15 protein-coding genes and 1 pseudogene are annotated in these 16844 nt (G+C 54.4%); 6 read left to right on the top strand and 10 right to left on the bottom strand.

The features are described from left to right. The first annotated feature begins 107 nt into the window (after positions 1 to 107). Positions 108 to 1655 (top strand): sensor histidine kinase, encoded by a 1548-nt coding sequence (locus AC1RT6_RS17005; protein WP_079447741.1) that lies wholly within the window; start codon positions 108 to 110, stop codon positions 1653 to 1655. Positions 1656 to 1839: 184 nt separating this feature from the next. Here AC1RT6_RS17005 and AC1RT6_RS17000 read toward each other — a convergent pair whose 3' ends face one another. Continuing rightward, positions 1840 to 2289 (bottom strand): DUF2231 domain-containing protein, encoded by a 450-nt coding sequence (locus AC1RT6_RS17000; protein ID WP_173816023.1) that lies wholly within the window; start codon positions 2287 to 2289, stop codon positions 1840 to 1842. Positions 2290 to 2814: 525 nt separating this feature from the next. On the opposite strand from AC1RT6_RS17000, the gene AC1RT6_RS16995 reads away from it, so the two are divergent. The 5 genes and pseudogenes from AC1RT6_RS16995 to AC1RT6_RS16975 all read left to right on the top strand — a co-directional run bounded on the left by AC1RT6_RS16995 (position 2815) and on the right by AC1RT6_RS16975 (position 6767). Beyond that, entirely contained in the window at positions 2815 to 3036 is a 222-nt protein-coding gene (locus tag AC1RT6_RS16995; protein WP_079447739.1) for a hypothetical protein, read from the top strand. Between the two features lie 116 nt (positions 3037 to 3152). Beyond that, positions 3153 to 3419: a SemiSWEET family sugar transporter gene (locus AC1RT6_RS16990; protein WP_079447738.1), complete on the top strand. Its 267-nt coding sequence runs from the start codon at positions 3153 to 3155 to the stop codon at positions 3417 to 3419. Between the two features lie 399 nt (positions 3420 to 3818). Then, positions 3819 to 4658 (top strand): class II glutamine amidotransferase, encoded by an 840-nt coding sequence (locus AC1RT6_RS16985; protein WP_079447737.1) that lies wholly within the window; start codon positions 3819 to 3821, stop codon positions 4656 to 4658. Between the two features lie 5 nt (positions 4659 to 4663). Then, positions 4664 to 5545, top strand: a pseudogene (locus tag AC1RT6_RS16980) (asparagine synthase-related protein); the annotation flags it as partial. Further along, entirely contained in the window at positions 5535 to 6767 is a 1233-nt protein-coding gene (locus tag AC1RT6_RS16975; protein ID WP_079447735.1) for a carboxylate-amine ligase, read from the top strand. The pseudogene AC1RT6_RS16980 and the gene AC1RT6_RS16975, both read left to right, overlap by 11 nt. On the opposite strand, the gene AC1RT6_RS16970 is transcribed toward AC1RT6_RS16975, so the two are convergent. From AC1RT6_RS16970 to pabB, 9 genes are all read right to left on the bottom strand, one after another. After that, positions 6760 to 6906: a hypothetical protein gene (locus AC1RT6_RS16970; protein WP_158081544.1), complete on the bottom strand. Its 147-nt coding sequence runs from the start codon at positions 6904 to 6906 to the stop codon at positions 6760 to 6762. The genes AC1RT6_RS16975 and AC1RT6_RS16970 overlap by 8 nt on opposite strands. 45 nt (positions 6907 to 6951) lie before the next feature. Next, positions 6952 to 7803: a PI-PLC domain-containing protein gene (locus AC1RT6_RS16965; RefSeq protein WP_079447734.1), complete on the bottom strand. Its 852-nt coding sequence runs from the start codon at positions 7801 to 7803 to the stop codon at positions 6952 to 6954. Positions 7804 to 7860: 57 nt separating this feature from the next. Beyond that, complete coding sequence (locus AC1RT6_RS16960) at positions 7861 to 8727, bottom strand: hypothetical protein (protein ID WP_472791424.1); 867 nt, start codon at positions 8725 to 8727, stop codon at positions 7861 to 7863. Positions 8728 to 8937: 210 nt separating this feature from the next. Beyond that, positions 8938 to 9399 (bottom strand): adenylyltransferase/cytidyltransferase family protein, encoded by a 462-nt coding sequence (locus AC1RT6_RS16955; protein ID WP_079447732.1) that lies wholly within the window; start codon positions 9397 to 9399, stop codon positions 8938 to 8940. After that, positions 9396 to 10493 (bottom strand): LicD family protein, encoded by a 1098-nt coding sequence (locus tag AC1RT6_RS16950; RefSeq protein ID WP_079447731.1) that lies wholly within the window; start codon positions 10491 to 10493, stop codon positions 9396 to 9398. The genes AC1RT6_RS16955 and AC1RT6_RS16950 overlap by 4 nt, the downstream gene beginning before the upstream one ends. Before the next feature lie 152 nt (positions 10494 to 10645). Further along, a complete protein-coding gene (locus AC1RT6_RS16945) occupies positions 10646 to 11959 on the bottom strand; it encodes a glycosyltransferase (RefSeq protein ID WP_079447730.1) in 1314 nt (437 codons plus the stop codon). Beyond that, positions 11956 to 13503, bottom strand: a complete 1548-nt coding sequence (locus tag AC1RT6_RS16940; RefSeq protein WP_079447729.1) for a glycosyltransferase family 2 protein — start codon at positions 13501 to 13503, stop codon at positions 11956 to 11958. The genes AC1RT6_RS16945 and AC1RT6_RS16940 overlap by 4 nt, the downstream gene beginning before the upstream one ends. A 12-nt stretch (positions 13504 to 13515) precedes the next feature. Continuing rightward, a complete protein-coding gene (locus AC1RT6_RS16935; RefSeq protein ID WP_079447728.1) occupies positions 13516 to 14040 on the bottom strand; it encodes a hypothetical protein in 525 nt (174 codons plus the stop codon). A 479-nt stretch (positions 14041 to 14519) separates the two neighbouring features. Next, on the bottom strand, positions 14520 to 16637 hold the full coding sequence (gene pabB, locus AC1RT6_RS16930; protein WP_079447826.1) for an aminodeoxychorismate synthase component I: 2118 nt from the start codon (positions 16635 to 16637) through the stop codon (positions 14520 to 14522). Positions 16638 to 16844: the final 207 nt, after the last annotated feature.

Genomic DNA, 16844 nt, shown 5'->3' with positions numbered 1-16844 from the left:
AGTGCAAAAGTACTCGGCACAACGCGCAATTGATGAATCCCAATTGACACACTGTGCAATGTTAAGCTTGAGACTGGCGCAGGAAGCTGAGATCCAAAGCCGCAACGATGATAAGCTGGTTCAAGACTGCGACCAATCCGCGCTGGGAATGGCTTTATTTTCTGATTTTTGCCGCAGCGTACTCCGTACTCTGCATTTTCGGCTTTCGCACGGCAAACAACAATGTCTTGTCGCTGATCTGGCCTGCCAACGCATTCATGCTTGGTATGCTCGTGCGCTTTCCTTTATTGGCGCACCCCGTGGGATGGGTGGCCTGTCTTGTCGGATTTGTTATTGCGGTTCCAGTTACCGATTACGGCCCAATAACGAGTGCGGGACTGGCTGCATACAATTTCGGTATCGTGGCGGTCGGCCATGTCGTGCTCTCCAGGGCCGATCCGGCTGACCAACGTCTGGAGCGTCGGACCTCGGTTTTTTACCTTCTTTTTGCGGTGGGCGCCGCATCCATATTCGCCGGCATTGTTGGGTCGATCCTGGTCGGTCCTTTATTCTACGATCCGGCAGCGGTCAGCTCTTTTCGATACTGGTTTTCAGTTGAGCTTATAAACCAGCTCGCCTTTTTGCCGATGATCTTGTCCTACCCGGAGGGCCGTAAATGGGCGCGCCTTCAACTGCCGCATCCGACCTTTCACGATCAAGTGCCGATTATTGTGTTGGTCCTCTCGGCCGTTACCGGACTCTTTTTCGGAGGAATGGGGGCCCTCGCATTCCCTGTACCGGCCCTTCTCTGGTGCGCAATTTCCTATCGCGTGTTCCTGACGGCCTTGCTGACCTTTGTCTTTTGCATATGGGTGATCATAGCGACAACTCTGGGCTATATTGACGTTTCACATGTTGATCAATCGCTCGTGTTGTCGATCAGCATGGGGGCTGCACTTATTTCCCTGGCCCCTCTCGTCATCTCCACGACGACTGCGACACGAAATGAAATGCTGAACCAGCTTAGACACCTCGCGGCTGAGCGTGAGATCGTGGCCAATGAACTCGATCATCGGATCAAAAATCTGTTCACGCTGGTCAACGGGCTAATCAGTTTATCAGTTCGTGACAAACCCGAGATGAAACCGCTGGCAGGCATACTAAGAAGCCGGCTCACGGCATTGCATCATGCGCATGGTCTCGTCCGCACCGCGCACGCAACGTCGGTTGCACGGGGAGGATCGGTTTCATTAAAGGAACTTATTGGCGCTCTGCTTCGGCCTTATGAGAGTGCGGGAGATAAACATTTCACGGTCGACGGTGATGACGTCCTCGTCAATGGTGGAACCGTTACACCGCTGGCTCTCGTTTTCCACGAACTGGCGACTAACTCCACCAAATATGGTGCGTTGAAGCATGCCGACGGCATTTTGGGAGTCCATATCAGTCGCGATATCGACGGCCTGCGTATCAAGTGGACGGAAAAGGCTCCAGTGCAAACCGGCTATTCTGATGCGGCCGAAAGCGGCTTCGGATCGAAGCTTCTGGATCTAGCGATCAACCAACAATTGCATGGAAACTACGTCCGCGCTCGTACAGAAGACGGTTTGGATATCGAGATCATTCTGCCGAGCAAACTTTTCAGCGAAGTCCCATCCAGTCTCCCGGCCTTGTAGACCAATTGGACCAATCTGAGTTTCCTTGCTTGCCTTTGCGTGAATGTGCTCTCGCCAGAACCGCTCCGCACAAAACATCAGGATATAACGCTGGGAATGTGCAAAGATCGGCCGCCAGGAAGGCGGCCGATCCCGAGCATTGAATGAAATCGCGGAAACCGGCTTAGAATCCGGATTTCGTTTTTTAATCGGCAACTCCGACCCGGTGGCGAAAAACCATTTCGCCGCCCTTCCAGCCGGAAAACGCCAGGCCGAGCACGACAAGGCCCGAGAGAACTACGCCGGTTGGAACGATGACAGAGCTGCCGTGATCGAACCGCCAGTACCAATTAAAAGCCGCGATCAACAGAGCGAGGGCATTGCCAATCGCGTGAAGCCGCGTATCCGACAGGTTGCGCACACGATCATCCCCTAGAACTTCGACAAGGCCTGTCACAGCAGCCAACGCCGCGGTAACGAGGCCTATGCCGAGTAACCACAGCGAAGCCGTTGCCCAAAATCCGTTCGAAGTCGCGGCGAAAGCAAGATCGGAAACGAACGCCAACACAAAGCAAGCAATGGGAAAAGCTATTACCATTGGATGGATGGGGTGGCCGGCTATCTGCGCGGTAGAACGTGGGTTGTCTGTTGCCATAGGAAGCTCCCTTGTTGGGCGGGCAACAATTTTCCTCGCGGTCCGTTCCTTTTCGAGGGTGTAAATTGCGGCGCCGATGGCAGCGACGCATGATTGCGTGTCACAAGGTTTGCCTTTTTGTCGCCGACAGATTGCAGATGATGAACGCCAAAGGCCCGTTCGTTCCGTTCCGGCCGAATTACTCGTCCCGGGGATGGTCAGGACGCAGGCGAGGGACGCAAGAGCGCATGTCGGGAAACGAGGGCGTTTTCGTTTGTTCTCGCTCTTTGGCCTTGACTGATGTCGCCGGTCGAAGCTTATAAAATATGCCCATCCGTAGTGAGGATGGCCGATGCAATCCGGCTGGCGGTGGAGCTCGTGATGGTCTAAGAAACGATCAATAACAAAAGCAACAGCCGGTCCCCACGAACGGACATCAACTCATCAGCCTTAAGAAATCAAACGCCTTTTAGCGGGCTTCGTTGCTTGTCCTTGTGAACTCATCCCTCCTTTAACAACAACGAACCCAGGCGGTATTCGCTCATCATGCCGATTTTCAGTTACATCATCACAGACCTGGCCGAGCGTAAATCAAAACCCATCAAGGTCCCCTTGCAGACCCATGAGGAGGCCGTCATGTACGGAACACTCTTGGCTCGAGAGATGCTGGGTGACACGCCCGACCTGACCGATAACGGGATGTGCATTACTATTCTTGACGATGTCGGTAAAACCGTCTCCATCCTGCCTTTTGGTTCTGTTAACTGACCGCAAAAGTGCTGAGATTGGTTTGACGAGTCGAGAGATTCTTTGTGTCACTACAAGGAATCTTTTCTTGAGTTCCGTAAAGGAACCGCCACGACGTATGCACGTTCATCTTGGCTATGGACACCACTACCCTTGTCGGGTTCTTCGCAGCCTTTTGCACCTCGATCTCGTACTTTCCTCAACTGAAGAAGTGCTGGCAAACCGGCAAGGCGGGGGATCTGTCCCTCCTGATGTTCAGCATTCTTACCACCGGCGTGGGGGCGTGGGTGCTTTACGGCGTTCTCAAGCACGACGTCGTTATCGTCATCGCGAACGCCGTGAGCTTCTGCTGCCTGTCCGGCATATTGTGGTTCAAGCTCAGAGAGAAGTTGGATCCGGCTTGAACAGCTAGGTGCGGAAGGCTTCCCTGCTGGTTGCGAACCAAAACTGCCCGGCGTGTCGAAACTGCTGACGGTCGCGGTGAAGCTCTCTTTGGCTGCATCCGTCATGTGCCTGGCCTTCGGTGATTGTAAGGACGGCGATCGGCAGCCCGCAGGCGCTCCACCATTGCATGGATTTGGTCGTCAGCCGCCGCGCGAGCGACCAGTCCGAACAAATGCCGCAATCTCGTTTTGGAGATGGCCGTAAACCAAGTAGGCTTCGCCAGCCCCACCATGTCTATGAGGCAAGGGATCATTCCGGATTTCGTGCTGTTCCAACAGAGGGAACTTGAAGTCCCCCGCACTGTTCCTTAAGCAACGTTTGTGACTTTGTTCCTGACACGTGGAAGAAAAGGCTCATCAATGTGCAGGTGGATCGCTTATCGAGGAGAGACTCGGGCATTCGAACAATACGTCACAGAGCCCGTTCATTCTCTCATCGCTCAAAGTCTGCGCTCGCTTGAGGCCACCGCTCGAACGAATGGAGATGGATTCGGTCTCGGCTGGTACGGTATTCATCCGGAACCCGGTCTCTATCGGGAGACGCGGCCGGCGTGGTCGGACGAAAATCTGCGCTATCTCTGTCGCCATCTGGAGTCTCACATGTTTTTCGCTCATGTCAGGGCGGCGACCTGTACGGCGGTGACGCGGCAGAACTGCCACCCGTTCGTGTGCGGCCAATGGATGTTCATGCACAATGGCTTCATCGGTAGCTGGAACCGGCTCCGGCGGAGGGTAGAAAGTATGATTTCCGACGAGTTCTATCCTTCGCGGCTCGGTACGACCGACTCCGAGGCAGTATTCCTTGCCATGATGGGCGCGGGGCTTGTCGAAGATCCCGTGGGTGCAACGCGCCGGGTAATGTCCGAACTATGCAAGTTGGTGAACGAAGAGGATTACCGCGAGCCTGTGCGCTTTACGTCGGCACTGACCAATGGCCATGACCTGTTCGCATTCAGGTTTGCAGAGAATGATAGTGCCAACTCGTTGTATTACCGGACCGCCGGCGATGGACTTGTTGTCGCTTCCGAGCCGCTCGATAGGGAATCCGGATGGGAGGAGGTTCCCACCAATCATGTGTTGATCGGAGCCGCGTCAGGCTCAATCGATATCGTTCCATTTCTCCCATCTGAACTCAGGCAGCTCGGAGAGGAACGCTGGTCGGCTCAAACAGTTGTCGCAGGCGCCGGTAAAGGTAAATAGGGCGCGAGGAGTTCCGACGAAAACAAATGTGCGGATATTCTGATCTCGTCGCGCAACGGTTCGGGACCAAGCACGAGCAAATACGGATCGATGCAAATAAAGCGCTGGACACGCTCCCGGCCGCGATCAGGTCCATGTCGGAGCCAATGGTCAGCCACGACGCGGCTGCGTTCTATCTACTTGCCTCTGAAGTGTCCAAACGAGTCAAGGTGGTGCAAAGCGGTCAGGGCGCGGACGAGTTGTTCGGTGGCTACAGCTGGTATCCATCCTTCCTCTTCGCCAATGATGCCACCCAGCAGTATCAAACGTCCTATTTCGACTGGAAGCATTCAGATCTGACGGAGCTATTATCGGAGGAGTTCATTTCGGACGATTTCAGCAGAGACTTCGTCGACACGTTCTTCACTCAGGCCGAAGCCGTCTCTCCTGTCGACAAGGTGTTGCAGATCGATGGTGAGATCATGCTCGCCGACGATCCCGTTAAGCGCGTCGATAACATGACCATGGCTTTTGGCCTCGAAGCGCGGGTTCCTTACCTCGACCATGAAGTGGTGGAGCTTGCGTCGCGCCTCCCTGCGGCACTGAAAGTCAGCGGTGGCGGCAAGCACATCCTCAAAAAGATGGCTCGGCGCTATGTGCCGAACGAGGTCATCGACCGATCGAAGGGGTACTTTCCACTGCCTTCCCTGCGTTACCTGAATGGTCCATTCCTCGACTTCGTCCGCGATATGATGACATCCGCCAAAGCGAGAGAAAGAAGTTTGTATCGGTACGGTTTTATCGATCACATGTTGCAACACCCCGAAGCTGAAATGAGCCCAAAGGGCCACTCGCGCTTATGGCAGGCCGCTGTTCTCGAAGCGTGGTTGCAGGCACATGCAGTGTGATCCGAAAATACTCAAAACGCTGCGTCTCAACCTCAGTCGCGACGGTGGCCACCTCATTATCCGATCGGCCGCTGGGCGTGAGGAAGTCAGCGAGTATTCGTTCGGTATCGAGGAGGAATACTTCCTGGCAGACAGAGAAACCTTCGAAGTCGCAATGCAGACGCCCAATGAGCTGTTCGAGGCTGCAAATTGGTCCACAGGCGGCCTGGCCACGCGGGAGATGTTGCAGGCTCAGCTCGAAGTCGCCACGAACATCCATGGTGATATCAATGACGCCCGCGAGGAATTGAAGTTTTTGCGCCGCGAGGTTGCGGCCGTTGCATCTCAATATGGGTTCGTCATCATGGCCTCGGCTACGCACCCGACAGCCTCCTGGCGGCTTTCGCAGCCCAGTCCGAAGGTGCGTTATGAAGAGATGATCGAAGATTTCAAAGCGGTTGGACATCGGAACATGGTGTGCGGGATGCACGTTCACGTGCAATTGCCCGATGCGGACCGGCGGTTCGCGGTGATGCGCGCGATGATCCCCTACCTCCCGATTTTCATTGCACTCTCGACCTCCTCTCCCTTCTGGAATTCGGCCGACACGGGCCTGAAGGGCTATCGACTCGCCGCTTACGACGAGTTACCCCGCAGCGGCCTTCCTGAACTATTCGAGAACAAGCAGGAATTCGAAGAGTACGTAGCTGCCCTCGTCAAATCGGGCGTTATGCCGGACGAAAGCTATGTCTGGTGGGGGCTGCGTCCATCTTCACGACACCCGACGCTGGAGCTGCGTGCTCCTGACGTGTGCACTTACGTTGACGACGCTGTGGCAATCGCGGCGCTATATCGCTCCCTTGCGCGTTACCTCTACGAGCGGCCCGAGCTGTCAAAACGAGTGACGGGCGTCGATCGTGCGATCGCGGTCGAGAACAAGTGGCGAGCCCAACGTTATGGAATAAGCTGCATATTCGTGGGAAAAGACGGTCCGGTCGAAATTCACGACGTGCTATCGACGCTGATTGAACAAATTTCCGAAGATGCGGCGAAGCTCACGTGTCAACGGGAGTTGGAGGACTGCAAGAGAATACTCGAGCGGGGCGGCTCCGCCGATGCCCAGCTACGGATATACCGAGACAACGCACTCAATTTGACTGAGGTTAATCGCTGGATCGCCGAAACGACGGCGGCCGGCCAGATGGGAGCGGCGTGCTCGGCGACCGAGAAGGCGGTCATTTAAGGAGCTCGGCATCAAACAGGATCGAAGATGAGCAAACCCTTGCCGCTTCTTGTTTTCGACCGGCGATCAGTGAGTTATTCGACAAACTCATGGACGACAGCGCATCAAGCGTCGAGAAAAAGCGTGCGGTGCGGATCACCTGTCTCTTCTCTTTTACACCAGAGTTTTAGTGTACTGGAGTGACTTAAATTGCTCTGCCTTCCCGAACGCCAAATTCCAGGTAGTGGCAACCCGCACCTATGTCACTCAAATGCGCCAGATCAGCATACCTCTTCTTGTAAGATTTTGCATCGAACCTGTCCGGTAACGCGCCAAGTGAATATGAACTGAAAAAATTGACTCCTGCATCCAGCAGTTCTTTCTCACGACACAGAGAGATGTCCTGGCCGTGGAAGTATACGTCGGCCAAACCTGTCAAGCGCGTCATACCCTCACGGTGAAGATTTTCGACTTGCTTGCCAGGAATTTTCCATCTGACACTTATTCCGAGCGCGTCCAACTCTGATGCGGCATTGCGAGCGAAGTCATAGGCCTCGTCTGAGTAGGGATCCGAGTCGTAGTGCTTCCACAAAGCTATCACGGCCTTTCGGATTCCGAACGGGCGACAAAAATCAACCCATTCACGTCGATAGACCTGATAGTATAGCCGGTCCAGAAGAGATCCGTGGCGGTTTGTCAAAAATTGCAAAAAATCGGGAAACTGAAAATCCGGAAACTTCGCGTCGATGATTATCTTTGTGTCTGGTAGAATCTCTAACAGTCGTTCGACCATATCGAACGTAACAGGATTGAATCTTTCGAACACCCGCAGGCGCTGAAATTCATCCTGAGTTATTGAGGCGAACTTCTTTTCAACCCCGTAGAATCTCCTTTCAGCTTCGTCGTGAGCCAATGCGAAGCCGTCAGCCAACTTGACGCAATCGAGCTCGATCTGCCTCTCACCAGATGCGAGCGAAGCAAGGACTGCTTCGATCGAATTGGTTTGTATATATCCGTCTATCTGGCCTCCGCCGTGGATGATCGTCTTTCCTGCCATCGCCGACCGCCTTTGATTACGCCAACGTTTGATTGATCATGTGCGCGCGAGAAGCTTTCATTTAGGGCCACGAAGCTGGCTGGCATAGTATAGAGCCAGACTCGTGAGGCTATCCGGATCCGTCTCCGGCAAAGCATGTGTTGGACGCGAGGCCCACGATTGAATGATCGCCTGTTGGGGGCGAAGCTTATGGTCGTCCTCGAAAAATTTGATATGGCTCTTCGCGTTGTCGATCCACTCTCTGTTGGTGCGGTCAGTCGGTAGTCCGTTATAAATTATGCCGACAGCTCCTACCAAGTTCTCTGCACGCAAGGCCTCCAGCAGATCATAAAAACGTAGCGCAGCGGCTACCTGTTGTGAGCCGGCGGAAAACGGTACGTCTAATTGCATGAACGAGATGCGTGATCCCAGACGCTCGCGAAGCCCGCGAAGCCATCGTCGCGTCTCAGTTTCCCATTCCGGCTGATATGCGACGCCGCTCGGTTCGATGTCTCCGATCGTCACCGTCGGGAATTCGTCGCGATAGATCCGAAGCACGGGCATCACGAGATCGATGACCCCCTCTATCGAGAGCCGGCATCCGGGCTTCTTACCGGGAAGCCCTTTGTAATAGCGCCCGAACCAGAGTGGTTCGTCCATTGCGATGTAGGCGATCGAGCCTCCTGCCTTCTTGATTTTTTCTGAAATCAACTTCGCACGGGAGATCGTCGAATAGCCTTCTACCCCAGGTCCCCCACATGCCGGTTTCGCCACCGGGGTGTTCATCACTCCCGCTTCAACCGCGATCGAAATATGACGACTATTGAGATTCTCCACGATCAGGTTCACTTGATCCTGAGGGGCATGTTCGAGATACGAGCCGTAGAGTTTGAAAACGCTTATGACCTGAGCCGCATTCCGCCAAGGAGCGTCAGATTTGAACATATCCAGAAAATCGACTGCGCGATTCAGGGGAGAAGGAGGGACGGAAGCTTGAGGCGCGATCCAGATCTCGGTTGCTGATAGGATGCCAAAGGCTCCTGAGACCAGCAGTAAGAGAATTGAAATTGTTGAGCGAACGAAAAGCCGCTGCTTTCTCATTTCCGCATCCGACGATCGGGACGGGTCCAAGCACTCGGCCCTGGGTTTGAACGCTTAATACTTCTCCAGTTGCGCACGCAGATGATCGATCTTGTTCTTCATCGACGCGATCGTATCGCTATCAATCTTTCGCAGATAGCCCTTAATATCGGTCGTAGAAATATTCGATGTTCGGCTCACATAGGTCACGATGCAGCCGGTTTCCGCAGACAGATGATCGAATTTTCCAACCCAATCGTCGCCCATAGCGAATATTCTGACGTCGTGCTTTTGGATATCGCTGCATTTTTGCTCCCATGTCGTTTCGGGTATCACCAGATCGACATACTTGCAGCTTGAAAGGATCTCGGCGCGTTCGTTGTAGCGGATTACAGATTTCTTCCCTTTGATATCGTTGAATTCGTCGGTGGAACACCCAACGATCAGGCGGTCTCCGAGGCTTCGCAGGCGCTGTAGCAGGCGAACGTGGCCCACGTGAAACAAATCAAAGGTTCCGTAGGTGATTACGTTGTTCATGTCGAATCACCCCTCTTTGAGTTGAAAGTGGCATCGGTGGCGAGCAGACAATCCTCGTAGATCTTACGAACTGCCGGATCGGAACATTTTACACTATCGATGAATCGCCGCAGGTGAACCGCCCGTTTCGCTTCCTTCTCAGTACTGATCAAAACATCCAATTTTACGCTTGGGAATAAACGTTTCAAATCCAGGACCCAGAAGCTTTGGTCGGCCCCGGTCAGGGTGACTTCGCTAAACCCACCTTCGCAGATCATCTTCGCAATGGTGTCAAAGTTTGCGTCAGCTGACGCTTCAATCTGCTGGCCCGCACCCGGTACAAATTCAGCAAGCCGCGTTCGGCTCAAACTCGGTGGTATGCCTCTTACATTCGTGGACAGTAAAGCATCATAGTCAAACTCGAACTTCTCCCAGTCGGACCCCATCAACTTGAGCGCGACTTTATCGTGAGAATGAACAACGATATTTTTGGCCACGTTCCCGTACTCGTGCCAGATATCATCCTCGTAGTGGCTGAAGACACGAGCGCGAAAGGAATCCAAGTGGACAAAGGTGCCCGGCCTCACCCATGCTTCGGGAACTTCCTTTGTATGGTACATGCCCCAGTTTGACAGGTTTCTTATAAAGCCCGCTTCATCAACGCTTGTGTAGAATACGTCTATCTGGGCCCATGGCACTACGACCTGTATTCCGTCTGCGAGTTCGATGGAGGCATGACGGGAGTTTGCGTCCTGCTGTAATGCCAGGATGTGGTACCCTCCGCCGGCATAGGGCGCTGCCACCGGCCAGCAAGCGTAGCCGCATTCTCGCAGTAGCGGCAGGATCCTGTCTTCGAAGATCTTAATCTGATCTTCGAAAATGATAACATCCAGATCATCATTCCACGGGGGCATACGACCATTTCGGACGTATCCGACGATTGCGCCAGCGAACAAGAAGTATTCGAGCTTATGGCGTTCGAAGATGCGCAGGACCTGTTTGTAGATCTCCTTGGAACCGTCGGTCAGCTGTTCGTATTTCGCATTGGATATCCCAGCGATCGAAGTTCGGATTGCTGGAAGCGAACTATTGAATAGAGGTGCGGCTAGATTCACGTGTGAACTCGCTTACTCATACTCGCCAGGACGATCTTATGCTTTAGGTGTTGCTGAGAGTCGCAAAGGCCGATGGCTGCGGACATGAACCGGATGCCTCGCTTTCGGTTTGAAACTTGCTCATGGAAAGAAATGATCCGTCCCTCCGTGCGTTAGACCGCCACCGCCTGAGAGTGCCGGCGATCGTAAACAGTAGGTGAGAACTCCTTCCAAAGGCTCAGGTGAGCGTCCAGCATTTCGTCTTCGCTCCAGGGTTGTTCAATGGATCGGTTTGTTGCGATCCATTGCTGCTCGTTTCCGACCAGATTCGACATGAGACCTGCCAGCGACCGGCCGTCCCGTGGCAAGAAAGTAAACCCGTTCTTTTGCGGGATCACTCGTTCCTTCAGACCTGCGATTGCAGAAGCGATGACCGGCCGGCCGAACATCCAAGCTTCAGAAACAACAAGACCAAAAATCTCCCACCACGTCGACGGAACGATCACCCAGTCAACCGATGCCATCCGTTCGGCCAACTGATCACGGCCGTAGGCTCCATTCTCACGCACGGTGATCCTGCCGAACTGGGACTTGCGGAGTTCTTCGACCTGCTGATTGATCCGATCCAGATAGGCATCGGATGCGTAGTGCTTGTTGCCGCCATTTATTTCGACAACGATGCCTTGTGCCGGAAGCCGCTGCTCTCTACCAAGCAACAGAAGGGCATCAAATATGACGTCTACGCCTTTGTTGTCGATGAATTGTCCGAAAAAGCCAAAGCGGTTGACCTGCCGCGAATGCTGACTGCGGTCGAATGTCGTACCAAGGTTTGTCTGGCCATTTGGTATGACGACGCACTTCTCCTGAGGTAGCCCCCACTCAACATATCGTTCGGCGATGAACTCGGATGGAAAAACAAAAACGTCACATTCCCCGAGAGCGGCCTTCAGACGAGCGGCTCGCAGGGTCACAAACTCGGGGCGAAGGTCCGGGAAACATTTGTTGCACGAAACAGGAGAGGCCGATCGACAGAGATCGCGCGAGCCTTTCTTCACCATCTGGCCATCCGCCATGCATATCGCCATCATCTCGTGGAACGTAAAACAGATGACTGCGTCAGGCGCTGCAATCCTGGCCGCACGAATCGATTCCACGCCGACGCGGTGGTAGTGATGGAAGTGGATGACGTCTGGTTTGATCCGCTCGATCAATTCACGAAAGAACTGGATCGAGCGCCAATCTCCAACGGAAAGGTGGAGGAAATCGTAGTACTGCGGGAAATAAAAGTACTGCCGTTCTTCGCCCTGGACAGGGACGATGGGGGCGCCGGGTTTGCCGTAGATCTGATCGTGATTGGCTTCGAGCGCTGCGATAAAATAGGCATCGTGTCCTCGCTTCAGGCTAGCCTGAAACATTTCGTATGCCACCTGTTGAGCGCCACCCGGCGCTATTGAAGGATGAAGATAGCTAACGTAGACAATTTTCATGGCGTACGCCTGCTTGTCTTGGCGAGATGCTTGTCGAAGTAAGCGCCATGTTCGGCGGTGAAGAAGTAGCGGTTCGCCATGGAGGCGCCGCGATATTCTTCACCGCGAGCGCGCGAACCCTGTCCCTCCAGATGCACAAGGCGAATTTGCGGGTGTACGCAAACAGGCCCGTTCGATGCGTTCCAACGCAGTGATAAGTCGGCGTCTTCGTAGTGGCCATAAATGTAGCGCGTAGAAAATCCTCCGAGCTTTTCAAACATTGGCTTTTCAAAGGACATTACCGCGCCGGTTATCGCGGGCACAGCCCTGGGCTTCTGCCATTCTGGTTCGGAAAATGGCACGCCCTTGTCAAAATGTTCGACTCGTAACAGACGTCCGTATGGTGCCAGCACCGAGTCGTCGGTGCGGTTCAGAGAATTGCGTCGGACGAATTCATCTTTATCGATGAACATGCCTGAATGCATGAGATTGTGATCATCATAGAATAACAATCCGCCCCAGAGCGTCTTTCCCAGCTTGGTATCTGCCAGAACCTGCTTCATCTGGCGTGCATAAGCGGGGATTGCATATACATCGGGATTGATAATGAAGATGCGGTTGCTAGCGGCGTGATCGATGGCTGCATTGTTTGCGGCGCCAAAGCCTGCGTTATCTCCCAAAGCAATGACAGTGATCATCACGTCATAAAGGTCCGACATGAGGCGCGCGTACCGCAACACCTCGTCCGCGTCCTCGGGCGAGTTGCAGACGTAGATCCATTCTCCGAAATCGATCCCCGCTTCCCGGAATAACATCGGCTGAAGCTTAATCGGCTCAGTTGAGCCAAAGAGCACCGTCACAAATGAGCTTGATACCTTGCGCGGTCTGAAGCGCTCAACGTAAGAGTTAGACACTGCGGATGCGACATGAGAGCGAAACAGCTGAATGAGAGCTGTTCCCGAAGCTCCGCATAGAAAGCTATTCAAAGACGCTTGTTTGCCAGAATGAGATTCACAGGTAGCGATGATCTGCAATAACGTATTTAGAAGACGCTTGTCTGACACGATCTCTGGAGTAATTTTTGTCTGGAACGTGCCAGTCAGGGAGGCCACTTGAAACAGAAGTGGCTGCTTCAAAAGAGACTTCGAGGGAGATTGACCGAACCCAACAAACCCATAGTCGTAGGCGCCCTCGCGGATGTGTTGCTCGACGTCTTTCCGGGCCTGCCTAAAACATGCGGTTCGCGGTAACTCGACAGTGAAATCGCCCCCGATCAGCTTCATTCGCGGAGTTTCACAGCCTTCATCCGCGAGCCAGCCGATGATTAGGCAGAACCCTGACTCCGAAACCAAGTATCGTTCGACCGAGCATGCCACAGCGCCCGGCTCGCGGCGGATGGTAGAGTGCTTGTTCTCATCGATGCCGAATCGCAGATAGTGATCGAGCGCGCTGGCGGCTTCACCTGAAGTTAACGCATGGCGCGCGTGCGGATTGGATTCCAGATATCGAGATTCGTCAAAATTGCGAAGAGCTACAGGAAGCAGCGGCGCTTCTAACATGTTCATCCCTCAAAAATCTCAGCGGGGCGAAGCGGGTAGCGCCAACCCGCGGTACCCACGCCTGACAAAATCTTCGTGCGCGTGTTTTTCCTCTTCACTTGGTTTGCGAACGTGCATATAGCGGCGGGCGTACCACCTTGCGTCTACGCCAGGGTTGGACGGCAGTCTGCCTTCTGCGTATCCGAAGTTTTCGAAGTGCTCCGCAGCGCTGGCTATCTTGCCTTCCAGCATTGCTTGAGCGACGTCGGGATACGTCTCAAGATACCATTCGCTGTCTACGATCGTCGGAGAGCCGAGACGCCCCTCAAGGTATCCCACCGATCTGAAGTGTGCCCATCCTGATGCAAACCGGGCGCTGCTGACGGCGGCCGCGATGTCAGGGTAAGTTGTGAGATACCAATCTTCGTCGAAATCCCAGGAGGAGATGTACAAATCAAGAAGACCGGCCAGCGTCTTCCGAGGGAGCCTAACCTCGTCTGCGTCGGCATTGAACTGATCAGGTAAATCACCAAAGGCGACCCGGGGATGCGGGATATTCACCATTCGAATTCGTCCCGATTGCAATTCCTCAACATGTGCGCCGCGGTGTCCGCGCAGATCACGAAAGCAAATCTCAAGGCACGACTCCTGATGCGTGTTCTTAATGTTGGTGATGATGAAATTTGGTGTGTTGTTAAACTGCTGTCATCGATAGTTCACACAAGCTGCGTTTCCGTTCACAAAATAGAAGTGCTTTGATTCACAAAATAGAAGTGCTTTGATTACAATCCGAATCTCGATGAACCTCTCACTGCTACTCATGACGTTTCGCCATCAAAGGTCTCAGGCCATTAGCCGCAGCAAAGGGGATAAGTTGGAGTGCGTGGATATAAAGACGCCATCCGTGTCGATCGGCGCGGTCCTCGTTCATGTCATGCCGCCGGCGAGCGATTTATCTTCGTAGCCGGTAAATTTGGATCGCGAAGGCAAGGCCAGCGGGTGCACACCAGCTTTTCCGTGGTATGTGCGATCGTCAGATGTGCTCAGCCTTGCGCTGTGCTGTCGCTGGACTCCAGCAGACGAAATTGACCTTCGCTGGAGCTTCCGAATGTGGCGATGACGATTGATCTGATCGAAGCCTCGGCCTTCAAGAGCATTTCCTCAAATTCTCCCTCGGGGGTGGATTCCGCAACTACTCCGCCTCCCGCACCGATAGAGAACCGTCCATCGGTCAGCACGATGGATCGGATCACGATACTCAGATCAGCGGCGCCATCATCACCCAGCCAGCCGAGTGATCCAGAATAGATACCTCGGGCGCGCTGCTCCAACTGATCGATAAGCTCAAGAGTACGGGATTTGGGCGCTCCGGTCATCGATCCGCCCGGAAATGCGCCGCTGCGCAGCACGTCAATGAGCGTATACTCCGGTTTCAAAACGCCGCGTATCGTACTGACCAGTTGGTGGACGGTCTGATATGTTTCGACGTCAAACAAGCTTGGCACCGATACGGTCCCGGTCTCACAGCAGCGGGACAGATCGTGACGCAAGAGATCGACGATCATTCCGTTCTCTGCCCGGTTTTTCCGATCGGTCCGCAGCATTTCGACCAGCTTCTGGTCTTCAAGCGGATCGGCGGCGCGCCGGATCGTCCCTTTGATCGGCTTTGCTTCGATGTTGCCGTCTGCGTCGACGGCAAGAAATCGCTCAGGCGAGGCGCTCAGGACTGCTCCGCCGGGCCATTTGAGAAACGCAGCAAACGGCGCGGGATTGACGCCTCGCATTGCGCGATAAACTCGCAGTGGCTCAACTGTGGCGGTGCAGGAAAGCTCGCTGGTCAAACAGACCTGATAAGTCTCTCCTTGCGCGATCAAATCGAGACAGCGGGCGACCTTGGAGAGATAGCTCGCTCTTCCATCCTTCATGGCGAACGCGAGCGGACTCCGGTCGATCACGTCAGGGAAATTCAGGGGCGGGCGGTTCGCCGATTCGATCCGCTTAAGTGCGGAACGAATCCAATGCTGCGCGCGGTCGGCTTCCCCGGGGCTATCGATCGCACATATATAGGTTTTTTCGTCGAGATGATTTACGGCGATGAACCTGTCGGAACGGATCCACAAGGCGTCGGGTGTTGCAGCCCGCCGCGTGGTCGGCGAGCCGCAATCATGTCGCAGCTCGTAACCAAACCACCCGACATGACCGCCGACGAAAGGACATGGCGGCGGCGATTGCGGCCGGCTCGGATGCTCCCTTTGAAGATACTCGAATATATCGACGTTCTCGATTCGGCGCCCGCGAGCATCGTCGATAAGGATCGTTCGGTCGATGCTGTTATACTGCACCGTTTCCGCATGTGGCCCGGATGCATCTCCCATATACGACCATTGTGACAGCGGCGACCCCGCAAGATTGCTGTCGAGCCAAAAGGCGAAGGGCTGATCGGCAAAGAGCGAACAGAACACCGCTTCGGTGTCAATCGCGCGCGGGATTTCGAGCCAGAATGCTTTACGAGACGTGGCAGTAGGCACCGTCGTGCGCCGCTTGTCCGGCCTTGCGAGCGGTGGCGTTGAGGTTCTTCCCATGAAAAGAAAGGAAAGGTCGCGAAAATTTCGTAGCAAGACCCGGCCGTCTTCTGTGAGAAACGATTCCGGATGAAACTGCACGCCCCATTGCGGCCGCCCGCGACGAGCGATGCTCATGACGAGGCCATCTTCGGTCCAAGCAATTTCCTCAAGAGTGGGCGGGAGAGGACGCTGGACCACAAAAGAATGATAGCGGGCCGCATTGAACAATGGCGGCATGTTGGCGAAGAGGCCGGACCCCCGGTGCACGATTCTGGATGTGCGTCCGTGGACGAGAGATGGAGCCCGCGCCAACGATGCGCCTGACCCGACGGCAATGCCCTGATGTCCCAAACATACGCCAAGCAAGGGAACGGCGGCCGCTTCGATCGCAGCCTTGGATAAGCCGAAATCCGCCGCCCGGTCCGGTCGCCCCGGGCCTGGCGAGATAATGATATTATCGAATCGTCTTTGGGAGAGTTCGTACCATGTCACCGCATCGTTGCGGACGACCAGGGGCTCTTCCTGGTTTATCTCTGCGATCAAGTGCACCAGGTTGTAGGTAAATGAATCGTAGTTGTCGATTATCAGCGTCCTCACCACATGACCTCGGCATGCACTGGTTCCCGCACGGAGAGCCGGCGAGCATTGATCGATCCAAAATGATCGCAGGAAGGTTAGAAACGATACATTTATTTTCCGCGAAGTCTCGCCGCTACTGGCGGTGTGCCATACGAACCTCTTATATGCTTATTTTGCTTCCGTCGGGACGATGAACCATATTTCGTCTCGGGAAGATCGATCATG

This window comes from Nitrobacter sp. MLSD-S21, from assembly GCF_058809865.1.
This window is presented reverse-complemented; position numbering and strand designations above follow the sequence as displayed.